The sequence below is a fragment of the Poseidonocella pacifica genome (genome assembly GCF_900111875.1).
GTDB classification, from domain to species: domain Bacteria; phylum Pseudomonadota; class Alphaproteobacteria; order Rhodobacterales; family Rhodobacteraceae; genus Poseidonocella; species Poseidonocella pacifica.
This window is the reverse complement of the sequence record NZ_FOJU01000001.1, coordinates 63,819-85,427: the sequence shown is the minus strand read 5'-3', so window position 1 is coordinate 85,427 and position 21,609 is coordinate 63,819. Positions and strand designations below refer to the sequence as shown.

18 protein-coding genes are annotated in these 21,609 nt (G+C 60.3%); 8 read left to right on the top strand and 10 right to left on the bottom strand.

The genetic code is table 11. The annotated features are described in order from the left end of the window. Positions 1-264: 264 nt before the first annotated feature. Positions 265-429 carry a DUF3309 family protein gene (locus BM234_RS00435; RefSeq protein ID WP_092059572.1) on the top strand — a complete coding sequence of 55 codons (165 nt, stop codon included), beginning with the start codon at positions 265-267 and terminating at the stop codon, positions 427-429. 23 nt (positions 430-452) lie between these two features. Here BM234_RS00435 and BM234_RS00430 read toward each other — a convergent pair whose 3' ends face one another. After that, positions 453-1,178, bottom strand: coding sequence for a Crp/Fnr family transcriptional regulator (locus BM234_RS00430; RefSeq protein WP_092059570.1), 726 nt, complete (start codon positions 1,176-1,178; stop codon positions 453-455). Positions 1,179-1,332: 154 nt separating this feature from the next. Here BM234_RS00430 and BM234_RS00425 point away from each other — a divergent pair, with 154 nt between their 5' ends. After that, positions 1,333-1,569, top strand: a complete 237-nt coding sequence (locus BM234_RS00425) for a hypothetical protein (protein ID WP_092059568.1) — start codon at positions 1,333-1,335, stop codon at positions 1,567-1,569. Between the two features lie 437 nt (positions 1,570-2,006). Here BM234_RS00425 and BM234_RS00420 read toward each other — a convergent pair whose 3' ends face one another. The 3 genes from BM234_RS00420 to BM234_RS00410 are packed head-to-tail and all read right to left on the bottom strand — an operon-like array spanning position 2,007 to position 4,432. Then, positions 2,007-3,263: a D-amino acid dehydrogenase gene (locus tag BM234_RS00420; RefSeq protein WP_092059566.1), complete on the bottom strand. Its 1,257-nt coding sequence runs from the start codon at positions 3,261-3,263 to the stop codon at positions 2,007-2,009. A gap of 21 nt (positions 3,264-3,284) precedes the next feature. Beyond that, positions 3,285-3,623, bottom strand: a complete 339-nt coding sequence (locus BM234_RS00415; RefSeq protein ID WP_092059564.1) for a RidA family protein — start codon at positions 3,621-3,623, stop codon at positions 3,285-3,287. A 41-nt stretch (positions 3,624-3,664) separates the two neighbouring features. Beyond that, positions 3,665-4,432, bottom strand: a complete 768-nt coding sequence (locus tag BM234_RS00410) for a sulfite exporter TauE/SafE family protein (protein WP_175501162.1) — start codon at positions 4,430-4,432, stop codon at positions 3,665-3,667. A 264-nt stretch (positions 4,433-4,696) separates the two neighbouring features. Between BM234_RS00410 and BM234_RS00405 the strand changes: the two genes are divergently transcribed. Next, complete coding sequence (locus BM234_RS00405) at positions 4,697-6,187, top strand: aldehyde dehydrogenase family protein (RefSeq protein WP_092059560.1); 1,491 nt, start codon at positions 4,697-4,699, stop codon at positions 6,185-6,187. Positions 6,188-6,457: 270 nt separating this feature from the next. Here BM234_RS00405 and BM234_RS00400 read toward each other — a convergent pair whose 3' ends face one another. From BM234_RS00400 to BM234_RS00390, 3 genes are all read right to left on the bottom strand, one after another. Next, on the bottom strand, positions 6,458-7,720 hold the full coding sequence (locus tag BM234_RS00400) for an ABC transporter permease (RefSeq protein ID WP_092059558.1): 1,263 nt from the start codon (positions 7,718-7,720) through the stop codon (positions 6,458-6,460). Next, a complete protein-coding gene (locus BM234_RS00395; RefSeq protein ID WP_092059556.1) occupies positions 7,717-8,517 on the bottom strand; it encodes an ABC transporter ATP-binding protein in 801 nt (266 codons plus the stop codon). The genes BM234_RS00400 and BM234_RS00395 overlap by 4 nt, the downstream gene beginning before the upstream one ends. Positions 8,518-8,591: 74 nt before the next feature. Beyond that, entirely contained in the window at positions 8,592-9,578 is a 987-nt protein-coding gene (locus tag BM234_RS00390) for a taurine ABC transporter substrate-binding protein (RefSeq protein WP_217645933.1), read from the bottom strand. 266 nt (positions 9,579-9,844) lie between these two features. On the opposite strand from BM234_RS00390, the gene BM234_RS00385 reads away from it, so the two are divergent. The 5 genes from BM234_RS00385 (at position 9,845) to BM234_RS00365 (ending at position 18,411) form a co-directional block, all read left to right on the top strand. Then, complete coding sequence (locus BM234_RS00385) at positions 9,845-11,221, top strand: aminotransferase family protein (protein ID WP_092061256.1); 1,377 nt, start codon at positions 9,845-9,847, stop codon at positions 11,219-11,221. A 107-nt stretch (positions 11,222-11,328) separates the two neighbouring features. Then, positions 11,329-12,804 (top strand): MocR-like pyridoxine biosynthesis transcription factor PdxR, encoded by a 1,476-nt coding sequence (pdxR, locus tag BM234_RS00380; RefSeq protein WP_092059552.1) that lies wholly within the window; start codon positions 11,329-11,331, stop codon positions 12,802-12,804. Positions 12,805-12,945: 141 nt separating this feature from the next. Next, positions 12,946-13,503 (top strand): helix-turn-helix domain-containing protein, encoded by a 558-nt coding sequence (locus BM234_RS00375; RefSeq protein WP_092061254.1) that lies wholly within the window; start codon positions 12,946-12,948, stop codon positions 13,501-13,503. 8 nt (positions 13,504-13,511) lie between these two features. Beyond that, positions 13,512-15,944: a GcvT family protein gene (locus BM234_RS00370; protein WP_092059550.1), complete on the top strand. Its 2,433-nt coding sequence runs from the start codon at positions 13,512-13,514 to the stop codon at positions 15,942-15,944. Between the two features lie 19 nt (positions 15,945-15,963). Next, positions 15,964-18,411, top strand: coding sequence for a GcvT family protein (locus BM234_RS00365; RefSeq protein WP_092059548.1), 2,448 nt, complete (start codon positions 15,964-15,966; stop codon positions 18,409-18,411). Here the strand turns inward: BM234_RS00365 and BM234_RS00360 are convergent. The 3 genes from BM234_RS00360 to BM234_RS00350 are packed head-to-tail and all read right to left on the bottom strand — an operon-like array spanning position 18,378 to position 21,605. Beyond that, a complete protein-coding gene (locus BM234_RS00360; RefSeq protein WP_092059546.1) occupies positions 18,378-19,328 on the bottom strand; it encodes a F0F1 ATP synthase subunit gamma in 951 nt (316 codons plus the stop codon). The two genes, BM234_RS00365 and BM234_RS00360, sit on opposite strands and share 34 nt — an antisense overlap. After that, the gene (locus BM234_RS00355) at positions 19,312-20,850 is read right to left on the bottom strand and encodes a F0F1 ATP synthase subunit alpha (protein ID WP_092059544.1); all 1,539 of its coding nucleotides are present in this window, start codon (positions 20,848-20,850) and stop codon (positions 19,312-19,314) included. Before BM234_RS00355 ends, BM234_RS00360 begins: the two co-directional genes overlap by 17 nt. Next, a complete protein-coding gene (locus tag BM234_RS00350) occupies positions 20,847-21,605 on the bottom strand; it encodes a F0F1 ATP synthase subunit B family protein (RefSeq protein WP_092059543.1) in 759 nt (252 codons plus the stop codon). The genes BM234_RS00355 and BM234_RS00350 overlap by 4 nt, the downstream gene beginning before the upstream one ends. Positions 21,606-21,609: the final 4 nt, after the last annotated feature.

Here is a 21,609-nt window from a genome sequence, read left to right as displayed (position 1 = left end):
GCACACGCCAATTTGCGCGCGAACCAACGCTCAGGCGAACAGTCTATCGGCACGTCGTCCAAGCGCAGGTATTCCACTTCGTCCGCAAGTCTCGAAGTTCAGCAATGGACAAGGTGATGAGCAGGACTTTCTTCATATCCCGCTCACCGGTTGCGCCATCGGGGCGGATTATCCCTGTTGCCAGAAACGCCAGAGCGGCACCGATTTCGGGGGCATCGAGGCTCCTCGCGGGGCCTGCGGCGCCCGACAAAAGGAGAAAGCGCTATGTCACTTGGTATGATCCTGATCGTCGTTCTTATCATTGTTCTGCTCGGCGGATTCAGTGGACGCTTCGGCGGCTATGGCTATGGCTTCGGACATGCCGGGACCGGTATCCTTGGAACGGTGCTGATAATCGTCGTCATCTTGATGCTGCTTGGCCGAATCTGACGGCAGACCAAGGCGGCATCAATTCAACGGAGAAGTGGTCCGCTCTGATCCAGATAGGACGAGTCGAACTGGGCAAATTCGGTTAGGCGATCATAGTCATCAAACGAGACGAAGCCGTCCCGAAAAGTGACAAGTCCCGCTTCGCGCAATTGCCGCAGCACGCGGTTGACATGAACCGCACTTAGACCGAGCGCGTCAGCCAGAAGGTATTGGGTCAGCGGACAAGCATATCCGTCCCTGCTTCCCAAACCGACCAAGACGAGCCGACCGCCCAGTTCCAGCAGGAAATGCGCCATTCGCTCTGCCGCATCGCGGCGTCCTACATTCACCAGATGCTCGACCACCATCGCCTCATCGCGGGACGCGGCCCACAAAACCGCTGTGGCCAGCCGGGGGGTTTGCGCGAATGCGTCAAGAAGGTCGGAAACATGAACTTCCGTTACCTCGATATCCGTCACCGGCTCAATGCTGTGATCCGATACGTTGAAAAGGACGCTGCGCAGCCCCAGAAAATCACCGGGAACCTGAAAATCCACGATCTGGCGCTGCCCATCTTCAAGCACCTTGTAGGAACAGGCCCAGCCAGAGGCGAGGATATAGGCGGCCTGATCCGATTGACCCTGCTGGACAAGATCGCGTCCCGCTACGAAAGTGCGGCGGCGTCTGTGCAAGGATGCAAGTACCGAGAGTTCTGGGTCCGAAAGAGCGACGAATGCGCCTAGCTTACGGACAAGCGGAGTTTTTTCGATCGTTTGTCCCCTTGCTCACCTAGCAACGTTCTATCCAAAGAACTGGCGCAGATAACTGATGTCGATCAGCGCAGCATAGCAGATTTACCGCCAGTCTGCCCGCTAGGCCCCAGACGCATTCCGGCGTCGCACTCGGCTGAAAGGTCAACACCCTATGAAGGACGACCACACGCATTCAGGAATGGCCGCACTCACAATCTGCGAAGCCCTGCTTCTTGCGCTGAATGACGCGCATATCTTGCCGGAGAACGAAATCATGGGCATCCTCAAAGATGCCGCCGCGACACATGAGAATGCCGGCGGTTCAGATGCCGATGTTGAACTGCACCGGGCGGCGGCGGCGCTTATCCGTGGCATCATTGCAGGCGGAAACTCGGTCCGCAGAGCGTGACGTGGTGCATGCCGCACTTGGGACGGGCCATCATGGCACAATCCCTCAGGGCCCGAGAGCAACGCCCATTCCAGCAAACACAATGACACGACCCGAAAGGCCCGCCACTTCCTCTTGGCCTCAATCGCGAATGATCACCTACGACACCAATTAGCGCGGCTTCCAAAAGCGCGGGCAAGACGGACTCGCGCAGCAGACGGCAGCAGTCAAATGACCAACCGTCCCTGCTTTCGGCGCGGAGCTTAAGCCGGCACGCATGCCAGGACTGCACACTCGGGGCCGAGCATCAAGCAACGGCGATAGCGGATTTCCCCTTTCATCGACACGATCGGTTCACTTGGAAGCACTGACCTCCTTCAGCCGCGTCTCCTCATCCCACGAACTGGCGTCCCACAGCTTCCCCGAGCCTTCGCGGTGCTCCCCGATCAGCGCCAAAGTCATTCATACCGTGCTGCTGTCAATCCATCGAAATTGATCTCCGGCTTGCGCCCAAGGACAATGTCGGCCACGGCGCGGCCTGAGCCGCAGGCCATTGTCCAGCCGAGCGTGCCGTGGCCGGTGTTCAAGTAAAGGTTGGGGTAGCGCGTGGGCCCCAGTACCGGCGTGCCGTCCGGCGTCATGGGACGAAGTCCCGTCCAGCCTTCGGCGCGTGTCAGATCCCCTGCCCCGGGAAACAGGTCATTGATCACATGGCGCACGGTATCCGTCGCATGGGGACCGAGACGTTTCGAATATCCAGCGATTTCCGCCGTGCCCGCCACGCGGATCCGATCGCCCAACCGTGTAATCGCCACCTTGTGGGTCTCGTCCATGATCGTCGATTGCGGCGCGGCTGTCTCCTCTATGACGGGCAGCGTGACGGAATAGCCCTTTACCGGATAGACAGGCAGCTTGATCCCGATGGGTCGGAGAGTGCGTGGCCCGTAGCTTCCCAGCGCGCAGACGTAGGCATCCCCCGTGACCCGGCCAGCTATGTCGGTATCGACCCCGGCAACCCGGTCGTTTTCGATGACGAAGCTCTTGATCGTCTGGCCGTAACGAAACTCCACTCCCATCTCGGCACATTTCTCCGCAAGCGCCATGGTGAACACGCGGCAATCGCCCGTACGGTCCGCCAACAGGCGCAGACCGCCCACGAATTTCTCGCGTACCTGCGCCAGCGCGGGCTCGGCCTGAATGCATCCGTCCTGATCGAGCACTTCGTAGGGCGAGCCAAACTCGGCCAGAATCTCCTGATCGGCCTTGGAACTCTTTAGCTGCTTTGCGGTGCGAAAGAGTTGCAGCGTACCCTGCTCGCGCCCGTCATACGTGATGCCCGTTTCCGCAACGAGTTCAGGCATCACATCACGTGAGTAGTTGGAGATTCGCACCATGCGGCTCTTGTTGACGCGATAGCTGTCGGCGTTGCAGTTGCGAATCATCTGGGCGCACCACGCCCACATGGGCGGGCTGATCAGCGGCCAGATGAAAAAGGGACGCCGCTTCATGAACATCCATTTCACAGCCTTCCACGGGATTCCGGGCGCCGCCCACGGAGAGGTCATGCCATAGCTAAGCTCGCCCGCGTTCGCGTAACTCGTTTCCAACCCGGGTCCGGGCTGACGATCCAACACCGTTACTTCGGCACCAGCCTTTGCAAGGTAATAGGCCGTGGTCACACCGATTACGCCGGCACCCATCACGATGACTTTCATGGCAATTCCCTTCCGGCTGCGTCAGTAGGCGGCGGTTATGATGATTTCGACCCTGAGAACATCCCGGGCAAGCCGAGCCTCGCCACAGGCCCGCGCCGGGGCCGCGCCTTCGGGCACCCACCCATCCCAGACCGCGTTCATCTCGGCAAAGTCATCCATATCGGCCAGCCAGATGATGGCCTGCAAAATCTGGCTCGGCGAGGACCCAGCTTTCTCCAGCAATGCTTCAACCCGCGCCAGACAATCGCGGGTTTGCTCCGCCACTGTCGCGCCCTCCCCCACCTGCCCACAGAGGTAGGCAACGCCATTGTGTTTGACGATCCGGCTCATCCGGGTGCCGATGTCGATCCGTTCAATCATCACTAGCCTCTCACTTCTCTGAGGGTTTCCCCCCGTGGATTTCATAGATAGCCGGATACTCCCCGCCAGCCCGCCAAAAGGGCTGAAAACGCCATGACCATGATGGCCAACCGGCGGTATTGCCCGTGATTTAACCGCTTGAAGGCTTCGGTCCCGAGCCACGTTCCGATCACCATAGCCGGAAGTGACACGAGGCTGAGCCAAACCGTCCGCTCATTGATCGCGCCTGCGAGGGCGAGACCCGGGGTCGCCATCACCGAGACGATGAAGAAAAAGGACAGGAGTGACGCCCGCGTACGAACCGGGTCGATCCCGCTTCCAAGGTAATAGGCGACCGCTGGTGGACCGGGAATTGCGGCCAGACCGGAAAACGCCCCGGATGCGACACCGGCCGCGACGGCGAGTCCATTGCGTGTGCGAGACTCTGCCGGAACCCTTCGCACAATGAGCGCGAGCCCTGCGAGGATCGCGAGCGCGATCAGAATACGCGCGGCATCAGGGCTGAGCGCCGTGAGTGCGATCAGTCCAACTGGTGTGCCCACCAGCGAGCCCACCGTCAGGCGTTTGAGGGACTGTCCGTCGATATCCCCGTGATGCTGCCAGATATCGCGAAGTCCGATGACGAGTTGCAGCATGATACACATCGCCACCGCTTCCGCAGGCGGCAGCACGAGTGAGATGATCGGGACGGCCGCCAGCGAAAAACCGAAACCCGCCATCCCGCGAAGGAAGGCTGAGCAGGAGACAGCGAAGATCGTCAAGAGGGTTGTGGCGGTGAACACGTCAGGCGACTCCACGCCAAGGGTCATTCTCAGCTGTGCTATAAGCAGACAGCGCATGCGAATAGTGCCAAGACACCCCATATGATAGAGCCAGAATCGATGTGCGGGCCAGACATCTGTTTCCGCCTCAAAGCTCTGGCCAGACTCGCATGATCTGGCAGGCAGGGCTTGCGCCGGTCTCCTACAGTTTTCACGAACTGGATATATGCAAGGTCAAGACTGGCCCTACGCGAGACGTACACGCCGCGACTATAGAGTTGCGAGCTCCCTCAAGTACGAAAGCCCCTCCCAATGACATATCAACCATCTGCCCTTGTCTCTCCACAAGAGGTCTTCGCCGCCTTTGACAGCGTGAATCTGATTGACGGCGCGCGCTGCCACACCGCGGCAAGCCTCGACGTTTTGAACCCTGCAACCGGCGCCGTGATCGGCCGCGCAAGCGCAAGCAACACCGCCGAGACAAATGCCGCCATTGAATCTGCGCGCGTGGCGGAACTCGACTGGGCGCAAGTGCCCGCCCGCGAGCGGGGAAAGCGCGTCACCGCAGCGGCGCGCGCCGTGGCCGAGAAGACCGAACTCATCGCGCAGGTTCTTGCACACGAGACAGGAAAAGCGATCCGCACCGAGTGCCGCGGCGAGGTGAAAGTCGCTGCGGACATTCTCGAGTTTTACGGCAATCTCGGCTCCGAGTTGAAGGGGCAGACTATTCCTTACCATCCCCGTATGTTGACCATGACCACGCGAGAGCCGCTCGGGGTAGTGGCCGCGATCGTGCCTTGGAATGTCCCGCTCGTGCTCTTCGCCCTGAAGGTCGGCCCCGCATTGGTCGCGGGTAACACGATCGTGGTGAAAGCCTCTGAGGAAGCTCCTTTCGCAACGTTCCTGATGGCGGAGCTGATGATGCGCCATCTTCCTGCAGGGGCGCTCAACGTCGTCAACGGCACTGGCGCAGTGTGCGGCGACGCTTTGACGCGAAATCCAGACATCGCTAAAATCACCTTTACCGGTTCCGAGGCTGTAGGCGAGACGATCAACAAGATCGGAGCGGAGCGGATCATTCCGGTGTCGCTCGAACTTGGCGGCAAGTCGCCCATGATTGTCTGTGCCGATGCGCAGTTGGACAAGGCCGTGGCCGGGGCAATCTCGGGTATGCGCTTTACCCGTCAGGGGCAAAGCTGCACCGCCGCAAGCCGCATCTATCTGCACCACAGCCTCCATGATGCTTTCATGGAAAAGCTCTCGACCGCTCTCAATGCTCTTCGGATTGGCGATCCACTGGATGAAGCCACGGACGTGGGCACCATCATCAACGCGCGGCAGGTTGCCACAATCAACCGGTATATCGCGCTGGCAGAAAAGACCCCCGGCGCAACCGTCACCCGCTTTGGCAAGATGCCAGAAGACAAGCACCTTTCACCGGATCTTTTTCTGCAGCCCACCATTCTCAGTGACCTTCCCGATGATCACCCCTGCGTCATGGAAGAGATCTTCGGGCCGGTTGCTGTCGTGCAGCGCTGGTCGGACTATGAGGATGTAATCGCACGCGCGAACTCAACCCACTATGGCCTTGCCGCATCTGTCTGGACGCGCAGCCTCTCCACCGCGCTCGATAGCACCGCGAGGTTGAACGCGGGCTACGTCCAGGTGAACCAGAACCTGACCATTCAGCCCAATGTGTCTTATGGCGGCTTCGGTCGATCGGGCCAAGGCAAGGAAGCCTCTCTAGAAGCAATGGTAGAGCATTTCACACGGTCCAAGACCATCGTGATGAACTTCGACTGAACCTTCTGAAATTCGTTCGAAACAGACCCCGTCGTGCTGCCCGCGGCGGGGTTTTCGTGCCTGGTTTCATCTGAGGCTGGTACTTCCCCGGATACGTCTCGTCACCATGATGGCTGACAATATCTCCTGACTCGGAGAAGACATGCCTCCCCGCAAGGCCAAGATACCGAACTGTCGATGACGGAAAAACAGGGCCCGCAACGGACCCTGTTGTTTATTGCGCTTAGATTTTCTCCACGGCGGAATTCCGCGCCCTATCGCTTTTGCGCGTCAGGATTTACCCTTCCATGGCACGAGCCATTCCTCCGCCTTGCGCATCAGTATGTCGATACCGAAGCCGATCAGCCCGATGATCACGATGCCCATGATGACGATGTCGGTCGACTGAAATTTGGATGCGGCCACGATCATCTTGCCAGCCCCCTTCTCGGCCGCGACCAATTCGGCGGCCACGACCGTTCCCCAGCAAACCCCCATGGCCACGCGCGCCCCGGTGAAGATCTCCGGCAGAGAGTTGGGTACGATCACATGGCGGAGCATTTGCCATTTTGACGCCCCAAGCGAATAGGCTGCGTGAACCTTCGTAATGTTGACCCCGGAAACCCCCGCACGCGCGGCGATGATCATGACCCACAGTGCGGCGAGAAAGAGGAGTACGATTTTGCCCTGTTCGCCGATGCCGAACCAGATGATGACCAGCGGGATCAGCGCGAGGGGCGGCACGGGGCGCATGAATTCCACGATCGGATCAAACCAACCGCGCGCCCAGCCAGAAAGGCCCATCGCGTATCCCAGCGGAATGCCGATGAGTGAGCCAAGGACGAAACCCGCCAGCACACGCCAAAGCGACCAGCCGACATGTTCCAGAAGTCCAACATTCTGATAGCCGTTGCGAGAAATCTCTATGAGCCGCGCAACTACTGCCTCGGGCGGCGGCATCCAGATGGCCTCCATCTGAAGCCCCTTGTCGGGCGTAAAGTTCAGCGACCCCTTCGACGTCATGGTCACGGAACCGTCGGGGACATCGACCGTTCCGCCCGGTGAAATGGGTTTTCCTTCAACCGCTACGATCTTGGCCCCCTCGCCATCGTTGCGCTGTGCGGAGATGAGTACCGAACGCCATGCGGCGACCGATGCACTATCGCCCTGTGCGAAGCCTTCCGAGGTACCCGGCGCGGGTTCCTCGATATCCGCGCCCATTTCGTGAACGACGATATTGACGGTAGCAGAGCCTTGCGATCCATCGGGTGCCTCAACCTCGTAGACAAAGGCGGTTGTACCCAGAAATGGCCCCGGGACATGAAACGGAACCAGCTTCGATCCAGTAAAAGCCCCCCAAACCAGAAAGACGACCACCACCGAGATGATGGAAGCAAAGCGATCGGGCATTACCGCGCTTTCATCCCCGAAGGTGACTGTCTTGAGCGAACGGAAATCAGTGATGCTGACCATTGATCGCCGGATCAGCGCAACGGCGGCGGCAGCGCCAAAGAAGAGCGCAAAGTATACGATGAGGATGAAAAGCCCGGTCATGCCTCTGCTCCGCTCATGATTTGCTCTTCCATTTCCCAGATCATTTCGAGGATCTCGGCCTTGGTCTGTCCAAAGGCGGGATCATCTTTCACGGAGCGCAAATCAGCCCCAGCGGCACGTTCGGCAAAGGGCAGTCGGTATTCTCGGTGGATACGGCCTGGGCGTGGAGCCATCACCAACAGGCGTTCTCCGAGGAGCAGCGCCTCATCGACGGAATGCGTGATAAGGATGATGGTCTTTCCGGTCTTCTTCCACAGGTTCAGCACCAACCCTTGCATTTTCTCGCGCGTAAGTGCGTCCAGCGCCCCCAAAGGTTCGTCCATCAGGATCACATCCGGATCGTTGGCAAGGCATCGGGCCAGCGCCACGCGTTGCTGCATACCGCCCGACAACTCGTATACTGCCTTGTCCTTGAAGGAATGCAGGCCCACGGTATCCAGCAGGTTTTCAACAACCGTGTTTCGCTCGGTCTCGGGCACGCCCTTCATACGCGGGCCAAACTCGACGTTGCGACGCACGGTCATCCATTCGAAAAGCGCGCCTTTCTGGAACACCATGCCCCGCTCCGGACCCGGACCATTCACCGGCTTTCCATTGAGTGTAACCTGCCCTGAGGTCTGGGCAAGAAACCCTGCGAGGATATTCAGCAGTGTGGACTTGCCGCAGCCCGAAGGGCCAAGAACGGAGAGCAACTCTCCCTTGCCGATGTCGAGCGAGACATCCTGCAGGGCCTGGACGTGCCCCCCTTTCGGAAGGTCGAACCGCATGGACAGATTTTCGATGCTCAGGAACGCCATCAGGCTTGCCTCCCCAAATGGTTTGTGCGGGACCCGGATGGCACGTGACGCGCTCCGGGCCCGGCTGAACAAGACTAGTTGGAGACGACGGCCGCCAGCGGTGCGGTGTTTACCGTATCCTCATAGCTGTCGAGCGCCGTGCCGATGCTGCCGGCTTCGACGAAGACATCTGCAACGCCCTTCATGAAGTTCTGCGCATTGCCGCCGAGCCACTTCGCGGACAGTTGATCCTCTGCTGAGGGGAAGGTGAAGGTTGATATGGAGGCCTCCGTGGCTTCGAGAGACATGCCCGACTCCGCCGCAATCTTGGCCAACATCTCCGGTGATTTCGTCTCGTTCCACTCGGCGTTCACCGCCGCGGTCACCGACAGGAAGGTCGAGACCACGTCGCCATTCTCCGCGATGAAATCAGCCGGTGCGGACGTCACATCAAAGACCAAAATACCGAGTGCTTCCTTCTCCGCTCCCGTGAGAAGAACGTTGCCATGCTCTTTCATTCGGGAAAGGCCACCGCCGTATCCACAGGCGAAGTCGACCGCTCCTTGCGCCAGTGCGGCTGCGCCATCGGCGGGCGCCATATCAACAATGCTGAGCGTGTCGAGATCGACACCAAAGTGGTCCATTTGGCGCAGGAAGCCGTAGTGCGCGGCAGTGCCCATGGGGACGGCGACTTTCTTGCCTGCCAGTTCGTCCGCGCTCTCCTTGTCGATTTCAAGTTGGGTCGCGACAACGCAGTTGTCGTTCTCGGAATAGCTCACCGCCACGTCGATCACCTGAAGCGGCTGGCCTGCGGAAGCTGCGACCACGAAGGGGGGAACGCCCTGGCTTATCGAAATCTGCACATCGCCAGATGCCATCGCAGCAGACATAGCCGTGCCCGTCTCAAAGCTGACCCAGTTCACATCCATTCCGAGCGCTTCGTCATAGGCTCCGTCCGCTTTGGCCGCGAGAAACGGCATGGGCCATTCAAGGAAGTAACCCACGGTCAGATCTTCGGCGATGGCGGATTGCGCAGCGAAGAGGAGCGCGGCCCCACTCATCAGTGTCGTCATGGTCTTCATGGATCTCTCCTTGTTGGTCATTTTTATCGTTCATCATGGCGTTGCGGAGCGTGCCGGTAGGTCCCGACCGCTTTGCCTGAGACAAGAAAAGGACCGCATTGGGATATCACTCAACGTGGAACTTGGGCTGGATCCATTCCAAAGGGCGATCTGGACCTACGCTTGGCGCGGATTTGGGCACAGGCTTGGGAAAGAAGCCGCGTCGGCGCTTCCGACCCGGTGATTCCGATCTTCTTGAACCGAATTTCCCCCTGGAGGGCCCAACCGTGAACCAATTCGCTTCTGTCAACGATTTCTCCGGCGTGATCAGTGCCGACCGCGCGCATGTCTGGCACCATCTGACGCAGCATAAACCTCTGGAAACCACAGACCCTCGCGTCATGGTCGAGGGACGCGGGATGCGCCTGTGGGACGCATCGGGGCGCGAGCATCTGGATGCAGTTTCCGGCGGGGTCTGGACGGTGAATGTCGGCTACGGCCGCGACAGCATCGGCGAGGCAATCCGCGATCAGGTCACGCGGCTGAACTTCTTTGCGGGCAGTGCTGGCTCTGTTCCCGGTGCGCTCTTTGCTCAAAAGCTGATCGAACGCATGCCGGGCATGAGCCGCGTCTATTCCGTCAACTCCGGCTCTGAGGCCAATGAAAAGGCTTTCAAGTTGGTCCGCCAGATCGCCCACAAGCATCACGGTGGCAAGAAGCACAAGATCCTCTTTCGCGAACGCGATTACCACGGCTCCACCATCGCAACCATGTCCGCAGGAGGGCAGCCAGAGCGCAATGCCCAGTATGGCCCCTACACCCCCGGCTTTGTGCAGGTTCCGCATTGCCTCGAATACCGCGCGCAGTGGGACGTGGAGAACTATGGCGAACGTGCGGCGGATGCGATTGAGGACGTCATCCTGCGCGAAGGCCCCGATACAATCGGCGCGCTCTGCCTCGAGACCGTGACCGCGGGCGGTGGTGTCATCACCCCACCCAAGGGCTATTGGGAGCGGGTGCAGGAAATTTGCCGCAGATACGATATCCTGCTCCATCTCGATGAAGTGGTCTGTGGGGTGGGCCGAACGGGCGAATGGTTCGGCTACCAGCACTACGGGATCCAACCTGATCTCGTGACGATGGCCAAAGGTGTGGCCTCTGGATATGCCGCCATCGCCTGCCTCGTCACCACTGAGAAGGTGTTCGACATGTTCAAGGACGACAGCGATCCGATGAGTCTGTTCCGTGACATCTCCACCTATGGTGGATGCACTGCGGGGCCGGCGGCGGCGCTGGAGAATATGCGCATCATCGAGGACGAGGGCCTGTTGGAGAACACCAAGGCCATGGGCGCAAGGCTGATGCAAAACCTGGGCGCGCTTCAGGAACGGCATGCGGTGATCGGCGATGTGCGGGGATTGGGGCTTTTCTGCGGTGCCGAACTGGTTGCGGATCGCGAATCCCGCGCACCCGTCGACGAGAAGATGGTGCAAGCGGTGATTGCCGACTGCATGGCACAGGGAGTCATAATCGGAGCTACCGCGCGCGCGATCCCGGGCTTCAACAACACGTTGTGTCTCGCCCCCGCGCTGATTGCGACCGCCGACGATATCGACAGCATCACGGAAGCCATGGACGGGGCATTGTCGCGCGTTTTTGGGTAGGTATCCCGGTGCTGCGGGGCGACCCAAAGCTTGGGGGCAAACGCTGAATTGTGCCGGAGGCGAGAGCGGGGTAACCTGATCACGCCCCCGGTATCCCAAGTTCCCATATGCCCATACCCCCCGAGATCTTCCTGCTGCCACCCAACAGCACGGCCACATTGCAGCATCAGGTCCAGCAGATCGTGGCCGAAGCCATCCTCTCGGGCCGCTGCGCCCCGGGGGAAAAGATGCCCTCCTCCCGAAAGCTTGCCGAACATCTCGGCGTCGCACGGATCACCATAACGGTCAGCTACAACGAACTTGTTGCGAACGAATACCTCGTGGCACGTGGGCGATCAGGCTACTTCGTTGCCGAGACCGCACCGACCCGGCCCAAATTCGAAAGCCCCGCCCGGCAAGATCGCCCCGTCGTGGATTGGGCAACGAAACTGACCCGCCCGGTGCATCAGCGGGGAGATATCCTGCGCCCCCCGAACTGGATGGACTACAGATACCCCTTCATCTACGGTCAGTCCGATCCCGATCTCTTCGACCACGCCAACTGGAGAGCCTGCGCATTGCGCGCCGTGGGGCGACGCGATTTCGACAGTCTGGCTCAGGACCGATACCAAAGCGACGATCCGATGCTGGTCGAGTTCATCCTCCGCCATATCCTGCCCCGTCGCGGTATCCACGCGACACCCGACCAAATTCTGATCACGATGGGCGGTCAGAATGCCTTGTGGATGATCGCGCAACTTCTTCTCGCTGACGGGCAGGTCGCAATCGTCGAGAACCCCTGCTTTCCGGGGTTGCGGCGAATTTTCGACCAAATGGGATATGTCGGGCGCTCGGTGGATGTCGATCACAAGGGCCTACCGCCGGAACTCATACCCGAGGAGGCACAACTCGTCTTCACCACCCCAAGCCACCACGCCCCGACCAACGTCACCATGCCCCTCGAACGACGGGTGGAGATGCTGGAGCGTGCCGATCGACACGATTTCCTGATTGTGGAAGACGACTACGAATTCGAGATGTCCTTCCTCGCGCGCCCCTCCCCTGCCCTGAAGTCGCTCGATCAGGATGGGCGGGTGATTTACCTCGGCTCCTTCTCCAAATCGATTTTCCCCGGATTGCGGCTTGGCTATGTCGTAGGAGACCAAATGCTGATTGAAGAGATGCGCAAGCTCCGCACCGTGGTGCTGCGCCATCCCCCCAGCCACATTCAACGTACCACCGCCTACTTCCTGTCCCTGGGCCACTACGACAGCCAGATCGCGCGCATGGCCCGCTACTATGGGCAACGCCGTGCCATCGTGGAAAAGGGTATTCGGGAACACGGTCTGATCCCGGAACAAGGGGAAGTTCTGGGCGGCTCCTCGTTCTGGATGAGGGCACCGCTTGGGGTGGATACGACGCAATTGGCGCTCGATCTGCGCAAAGACTCGGTTCTCATTGAACCCGGAAACGCCTTCTTCGCGCGACGTTCACCGGATCGATCACACTATCGCATTGCCTATTCTTCCATCGCGTCTTCCAAGATTGAGAAGGGGATGGCTCTGCTCGCCCGCGGGATAGATCGCGCAGCCAACGCGCTTTAGCCGCCAAATCTGCCCAAACACGCATCAAACTCCATCATTTCGGAACTCATGAAAATTTCATGGCAATTTTCATTTGCGCACTCATGAAAATTCATGCTCATTTTTTCACAAGCAGCCACGAGATTCGAAAACTGGAGCCCCATGGAGCATACCGACACCCTCGGCCACGACCTTCGGGCCTTGCGCACCGCGCGCAAGATGACGCTTGCTGAACTGGCTGAACAACTCGGCAAATCCGTGGGCTGGATCAGCCAGGTGGAACGCGGGATTTCAACGCCTACGATAGATGACCTGCACGCCATCGGAACGATCCTCGGGGCCCCGGTCTCGATGTTCTTCGGCCGCCCCTCAGGACCGGAGGAAGAGCGCGGCCACGTGGTACGCGCCGGCAATCGCCGCGAAATCGGCGAACGGGACAATGGGCTGATCGAAGCGTTGATCTCCCCCGATCTGACCGATGATTTCGAAGTCATCCATTCGACTTTCCAGCCGGGCTCCGCCCTTGACGAGACAAGGCAACGACCCACCACCGAAGTGGTCTATCTGCTGTCCGGCACACTCGACATCTGGATTGACGGGCGCGCCTTCACCGTTTGTGCGGGCGACAGCTTTCGGATCAAGGGCTCTGAATACCGCTGGGCCAATCCCTACGACATACCTGCCCAGGCGCTCTGGGTCATCTCACCCCCGGTTTATTGAGGTCCAACATGTCCTTTCCCTCCACTGCTCGCGTAGTCATCATCGGTGGCGGTATCGTCGGTGTGTCTGCTCTCTATCATTTGGCCAGGGCCGGTTGGAATGATTGCGTCCTGCTGGAAAAGAATGAGCTGACCGCTGGCTCCACATGGCACGCCGCAGGAAACTGCCCCAACTTCGCGGCGAACTACGGCGTCATGAACATGCAGCGATATGGCCTCGCCCTCTACCGCACGCTTGGCGAAGAAATGGAATACCCGATCAACTACCACGTCACAGGTGCGGTCCGTCTGGCCCATAGCCACGAACGCATGATGGAGTTCGAACGCGTACGCGGCATGGCGGCGCACATGGGCCTGACGATGGACATGTGCACTCCCCAAGAACTGCAAGCACATTTCCCATTCATGGAAACGCATGATCTTGAGGGGGGGCTGTGGGATCCGCTCGACGGCGATATCGACCCCAGCCAGGTCACCCAAGCTCTTGCCAAGGGCGCGCGCACCGCGGGTGGGATGATCGCACGGTTCACTCCTGCCACCGGCGTAAGCCGCGAGAACGGCGAATGGATCGTACACACCCACAAGGGCGATATCCGCTGCGAATACGTTGTGAACGCCGCGGGGTACTATGCCGCGCGGGTAGGCGAATGGTTCTTGCCACATGGCGGGCGCGAGGTGCCGCTCACCGTCATGAGTCACCAGTATTTCCTCACCGAAGCAATTCCCGAAATCAAGGCGTGGACCGAAGAGCAAGGCCGCAAAGTGCCAATGCTGCGCGATGTCGACAGTTCGTATTACCTTCGGCAGGATACCTACTCCCTCAACCTAGGCCCCTATGAACGCGACTGTCGGGTCGGATGGGCCTCGGGTGCCGAGATGCCCGAGGATTTCAGCTTCCAGCTCTACCCCGACGATCTGGACCGGCTCGAATGGTACATTGAGGATGCCATGGCGCGTGTACCGCTGCTTGGCACCCAAGGTGTGCAACGCAACATCAATGGTCCAATCCCCTACGCGCCCGACGGATTGCCGATGGTTGGACCGATGCCTGGTGTGCCCAATGCGTTCGAGGCCCACAGCTTCACGTTCGGCATCGCGCAGGGAGGAGGAGCGGGTAAGGTGATTTCCGAATGGATCATGCATGGCCAACCGGAGTGGGATATGTGGTCCTGTGATCCGCGCCGTTTCACCGACCATGCTGACGCGGCTTTCGCCGTTGCGAAGGCGAAGGAAACTTATGGCCATGAATACGCAATGCATTTCCCGCACCACGAATGGCCCGCGGGACGCGACAGAAAGCTTTCCCCCAACCATGAACGCCTTTTGGCCGACGGAGCTCAGATGGGGGCCTACAGCGGCTGGGAGCGTGCGAACTGGTTCGCGAAACCCGGCGACGAGACGTCCGAGACTGCGACCCTGACATGGGATCGCACCGGCCCCTGGGAAGCGCGGGTGCGCGAAGAGGCGCTGGCTGTACGTGATGGAACAGGTGTCATCGACCTTGCCGGGTTTTCGCGCTTCGACGTTTCCGGCGAAGACGCGGCCGAAGCTTTGCGGGCATTGATTACCGGTGCGCTGCCCGAAATCGGGCGGATGAACCTGATCTATATCGCCGAAGCACGGGGCCATGTCTTAACGGAAATGTCCTGCATCCGGCATGCCGAGGATGAATTTACCTTGATGACTGCTGCCGCAGCCCAATGGCATGATGGCGAAATTCTGCGCGCCGCCCTCCCCGAGGGTGTTTCGCTCACGGATAGAACCCGCGACGTGGTTGCGATGCTGGTGACCGGGCCAACATCGCGCGACATTCTCACTGGCCTCACGGATGCGGATCTCTCGCGCGATTGGCTTACACACCAGAAGACCAGTATTGCAGGCAAACCCGCGATGCTGGTCCGGGTCTCCTTTGCCGGTGAACTCGGCTGGGAAGTGCATTGCGCGGCCGAAGATACACAAGAAGTCTACGGCGCGATCCGGGCAGCGGGCGCTCGCCCCTTCGGTATGTACGCGCTCAACTCCCTTCGTATCGAAAAGGGATACCTCGCATGGAAGACCGATCTGTCCACCGACTACACAGTCTTTGAAACCGGTCTTGGGCGCTTCGTCAAACTCGACAAACCTCAGGACTTTCCGGGCAAGGCGGCGCTCCGCGCAGCCGAGCAGCCGCCCGCGCGGCGTCTTGTATCGTTGAAGGTCGAAACCGGCGCACAGGATGCCCCCTACATGGCCGCGGTCTTCGCAAATGGCGCGCGGGTGGGCGAAGTGCTGAGCGCAGCCTATGGCTATCGCGTAGGTGCCGCGCTGGCACTGGCCATGCTTGATGCGTCAGTTTCCGAAGGCTCCACTGTCGAAGTGGAAGTCTATGGAACGCGACTTTCTGCCACCGTCCAAGTCACCACCTGCCAATGGGATGCGGACAACACCCGCCTCCGCGCCTGATCGCGAAAGGACCCCGACCATGGCCCTCCCCCCCAAAACGGCCCGCGTTGTCATCGTTGGCGGCGGCGTCATTGGCTGCTCCGTCGCGTATCACCTGACCCAGCTAGGTTGGACCGATGTGGTATTGCTCGAACGCAAGCAGCTGACCTCGGGCACCACGTGGCACGCGGCCGGGTTGATCGCCCAACTGCGCGCGACGAAAAACATGACCAAGCTCGCCAAATACAGTCAGGAACTCTACGGCAACCTTGAGGCGGAGACCGGCGTTGCAACAGGCTTCCGGCGCAATGGCTCCATCACCGTGGCGCTTTCTGACGAGCGCCGCGAAGAGATCCTGCGCCAAGCGTCCATGGCCCGGGCGTTCGGCGTGGAGGTAGAGGAAATCAGCCCCAGCGAACTCAAGACCCGCTATCCCCATGTAAATACCGAGGACGTTACCGCGGCGGTCTATCTCGAGAAGGACGGTCAGGGCGACCCGGCCAATATCGCGCTGGCGCTCGCCAAAGGGGCGAAGATGCGCGGCGCGCAGGTGATCGAACGCACCAAGGTGACGGGGTTTGAGCGGGACGGACGGCGCATCACCGGCGTGACGTGGCTGACCGAGGGCGGGGATCAGGGCACCATCGCCTGTGATATGGTCGTCAACTGTGCGGGCATGTGGGGGCATGAAGTTGGCCGTCAGATGGGCGTCACCGTGCCGCTCCATGCCTGTGAGCATTTCTACATCGTCACCGACACCATTGACGGGCTGGGGCAATTGCCGACCCTGCGGGTTCCCGAGGAATGCGCCTATTACAAAGAGGACGCAGGAAAACTTCTGCTCGGCGCGTTTGAACCCGTCGCCAAGCCTTGGGGCATGACAGGCATCTCGGAGGACTTCGAGTTTGATCAATTGCCCGAGGATTTCGACCACTTCGAACCAATCCTTGAATCGGCGGTCAACCGGATGCCCCTCCTTGCCGAAGCGGGTATCCACACCTTCTTCAACGGGCCGGAAAGCTTCACCCCGGATGATGCCTATCACCTCGGGCTCGCGCCGGGGATGGAGAATGTATGGGTCGCCGCCGGGTTCAATTCCATCGGCATTCAGTCCGCTGGCGGCGCGGGCATGGCGCTGGCAGCTTGGATGGACACGGGTGAGAAACCCTTTGACCTAGGGGACGTCGACATCGCACGGATGCAGCCGTTTCAGGGCAACAAGACCTATCTCTTCGAGCGATCCACGGAAACGCTGGGCCTGCTTTATGCCGATCACTTTCCATATCGCCAGAAGGCCACCGCGCGGGGGATCCGCCGCTCTCCGCTGCATGAGCATCTGCTGCGCGCAGGGGCGGTCATGGGCGAACTCGCCGGCTGGGAGCGGGCAAACTGGTTTGCGGAACCGGGGCAGACGCCAGAATATGCCTACAGTTGGCAACGCCAGAACTGGTTCGACAATGCCGCGCGTGAACACAAGGCAGTCCGCGAGAATGTCGGAATTTACGATATGTCTTCCTTTGGCAAGATCCGCGTTGACGGGCCGGATGCGGAGGCGTTTCTGAACTACGTGTCGGCCTCCGACCTCTCGGTTCCGGTTGGCAAGATCGTCTATAGTCAATTCCTCAACTCCTCCGGCGGGATCGAAGCGGATGTGACCATCACCCGGCTGAGCGAGACCGCCTATCTCGTTGTTACTCCCGCTGCCACGCGGCTTGCCGATCAGGAATGGTTGCGCCGCCACGTCGGGAATTTCCGTGTGTCGCTCTTTGATGCGACCGCGTCGGAGGCGGTGATCTGTGTCATGGGGCCAAACTCTCGCGAACTGCTCTCGCGCGTGTCACCCAATGACTTCTCCAACGCGGTGAACCCGTTTGGCACGGCGCAGGACATCGAGATCGGCATGGCCCTCGCACGCGCGCATCGTGTGACCTACGTAGGTGAGCTTGGCTGGGAAATCTATGTCTCCGCTGACATGGCCGCGCATGTGTTTGAGACCTTGCTCGAGGCGAGCGAAGCACAGGGCGGCCGGCTCTGCGGGTTGCACATGATGGACAGTTGCCGGATCGAAAAAGGCTTTCGGCATTTCGGGCACGATATTTCATCTGAGGATCACATTCTTGAGGCCGGCCTCGGGTTCGCCATCAAGAAGACTGGTGTCAAATTCATCGGGAGCGACGCCGTGCAGCGAAAGCGCGATGAGGGGCTGAAATCCCGTCTGGTTCAGTTCATGCTGACCGATCCTGATCCCCTGCTGTATCATGCCGAACCGATCCTGCGAGACGGGCGGATCGTGGGCTACCTTTCCTCGGGGGCTTATGGCCACCATCTCGGTGCGGCGATGGGCATGGGGTACGTCCCCTGCGAAGGCCAGTCTGCGCAGGAGGTCTTGTCCTCATCCTATGAGATCGAAGTGGCCGGGCACCGCGTCGCCGCCCTACCTTCCCTCAAACCTTTTTACGATCCATCCTCCATCAGGGTCAAAGCCTGACCTGCAGGCCCGCCCCCTTGGGCGGGTTTCCTGCGCCGGGTTTTCTTCAGGGCTTCGAAGCCGGTGATGACGTCCAGAAGCTCGGTGGTGATCCCGCTTTGACGCAGGGCGTTCGCATCGGATCTGAGTGCCTCAAGTCGTTCCTCGATGGACTGCTCTGCCTGCTGCATCAGGGCCAGCCGCGCAGCGTTTTCGGTCACCATCGCTTCGGCCGAAGCCTTGAAGAGGCTGGCAAAGACATATCCCCGGATCAACGCACGAAACAGGTCTGTGGGTTTCATGGCAAAGGTCGGAAGGCTGCGCGAATCCCACGGCTTCTCCTTCAGGTCCTTCAAGACCGTTGTGTCGAGCGGAAGAAGCGGGACGCTCCGAACCTCTTGCCCTCCGCCGTCAGCGCGCGCGATGAAGAGCAAATCCACCGCAATTTCGGACGGAGCGGCCTTCAGGCGGACCCCATCCAGATAGCGCGTCAACAGATTGGCCAGCCGCCCTATTCCGTCGACAGATGCAGGGGGAAGGAATACTCGGTCGACCGCAATCGCCCGATCCGCAAGCGCTGCGGACATCTGCGCGCCCACACACGCAATGCGTGGTGCGGCGCCTTGGCGCGCATCGAGTTGCTCTGCCACGTACGCTGCGAGCACAGCATTGTAGCTGCCGCATAAACCGTGATCCGTTCCAAAGACCACGAGCACGCGCACGTTCACCTTTTGCGCCGGCAACTTCAGCGTACCCGCGGACCGGATGAACCCGTGCAGCCCGCTGAGCACGGTCCTGTGGTAGGCTTCGATTGCGCGACCCGCCTGCTCGTAGGGGGCGGAATTGATGACAGACAGCGTCTTCATCGTGCGAACGACGCTATGGATGCTTTCCATGCTGCCCATCTGGCGGGTCAGGGTTTCAAGCGTCTGGGGCATCCACACTCCCGGTCGCGTCCCGCAGGCTCTGCGCAATGGCAACTATCCGTTCATGCGCCGCCCCATCGAGCGCCGCACCCTCGCCGATCCGTTTGGCAATATCCCCAAGATCAGTGCGCGCAGCCTGCCTCAGACGGCCCATGAGCATGGTCGCCTCGGACTCGTTCAACCCGTCAAAGACACCTCCGTTCGCAGCGGTCAGCACGGCGAGTTGCTCGATTGCTGGCATCGGGTCACGTTCGGCCTGCCGCAGAGCGCCGCGAACGGCCGCCCCCCGTGTCAGGCGGGCGCGTGTGGCGTCGTCTAGCCGCGTGCCAAAGCGGGCAAAGTCTTCGAGTTCCTCGAATTGAGACAAGGTCACGCGCAGGTTGCCCGCCACCGACCGGAACGCGGGGCTTTGCGCCTTGCCACCCACACGGCTGACCGACTTGCCGAGATCAACAGCCGGAAACTGGTTCTTGCGGACAAGACGCGGTGACAGATAGACCTGCCCGTCCGTGATCGAAATGAGATTTGTCGGAATATAGGCAGAAAGGTTTTCGGCCTGTGTCTCCACGATGGCGAGCGCCGTGATCGAGCCACCCCCAACCGTATCGGTGAACTGCCCCGCCCGTTCCAGTAGTCGCGCGTGGATGTAAAAGATATCACCCGGAAACGCCTCCCTCCCGGGCGGACGGCGGAGCAGCAACGACAATTCGCGGTAAGATCGTGCGTGGTGGGTCAGGTCGTCCAGCACCACCAGAACATCCCTGCCCTTCGCGGCGAAATACTCCGCTATGGTCATGGCGGCATAGGGGGCCACATAGGCCAACCCTGCCGCCTCCTCGTCACCGGCGGCCATGATGATGGTACGATCCATCATGCCGCTTTTGCGCACGGCGCCGATGACCTTGGCCACCGCATCTCCGCGCTGGCCGGTGGCGCAATAGATACAGATCACGTCGGTAGATGTCTGGTTCAGGATCGCATCGACGCAAATCGATGTCTTGCCTGTTTGCCGGTCACCAATCACCAATTGCCGTTGTCCCAGACCGATCGGCACCGCCGCGTCGATGGCCTTGATACCTGTCGCAAGAGGGCGCGATATGGCACGGCGGGCAAGGATGGCCGGGGCTTCCGCTTCGACCGGATGTGAGGACGAAGATTTCAGCGGCCGCCTTCCGTCGCTCGGATTGCCAAGCGCGTCCACGACGCGTCCCAACAGCGCCTCCCCGACTTTCGTGCTGACAACCCGGTGCGATCTGATGACCCTTTCGCCGACACTGACGCGGTCGGATGGCCCCAGCAGAACAACACCAAGCCGATCAGGCTCAAGATCGAGAACGATGCCCATCGCACCGCTTTCGAACTCCAAAACCTCATCAGACAGCGCACGCTCCAACCCACCGACGATGGCAATTCCGTCTGCCGCTTCCGCAACCTGCCCCACTTCGTTGAGGCGCGGTGCAGGAGACGGGCTTTGCAGGAGGCTGTGGAGAATATCATGCGGCTCGACCGAAAGCGGTTGAAAGACGCTATTCATTGCGGTCTCACCTCGGATCCGGCTGCCAATTGGTCAGTCATATGCGTGTCCAAACCATCGATGTAGGTATCGACCGTCCAAGCAAGTTGCGCCCCGCCGATACGCAAGGACAGCCCCAGCGCCATGGCTGGATCCGCCTCAAAGCGGACATCGATCTTCGGGAAACGGCGCTGCAATGCGATGGTGATCTCTTTCTCTATGGGTTTCGGCAAGGCCTCGTGGCTGATGATGACGGCGTCGTCCGCCGCACCTGCCGCATGCTCCAGATCTTGGTCCATTGCCGCGATCTGCTTGCCCAGATGAAGGGCGATACGTGCCTCAAGCGTCTCATCCGCAAGATCGATCAGGGCTTTGCGCGTCAATTCCAACAAGGCATGCCCTCCCGCCTTGTGCATCTTTGCGGTAAAGCTGCGCGCCTCGTCTTGCAGATGCGCGGCCCAAGCCGTGCGCTCCCGGTCTATGCGGTCATGCACCTCCTTCAGAAGTGCGTCTTTCTCCTCTTCCGCCTGACGACGTAGCGCCTCGGTAGCAGTTGCCTGTTCCGATTGGAGCGCTGCCTGTTGCGCGCGAAAGACTGCCTCCGCCGCGTTTGCCTCTTCCTTGGCGCGCACGGCGACCTGCATTCGTTCCGCGATTTCCGCCTCACGTGCATCGATACCGTCGAGGATCGGACGGTAGAGAAACCGCTTCAATAGCCAGACAAGCACAAGGAAATTGGCAAGCTGGGCCGCGACCGTGATCCAGTCGATGGACATCTGT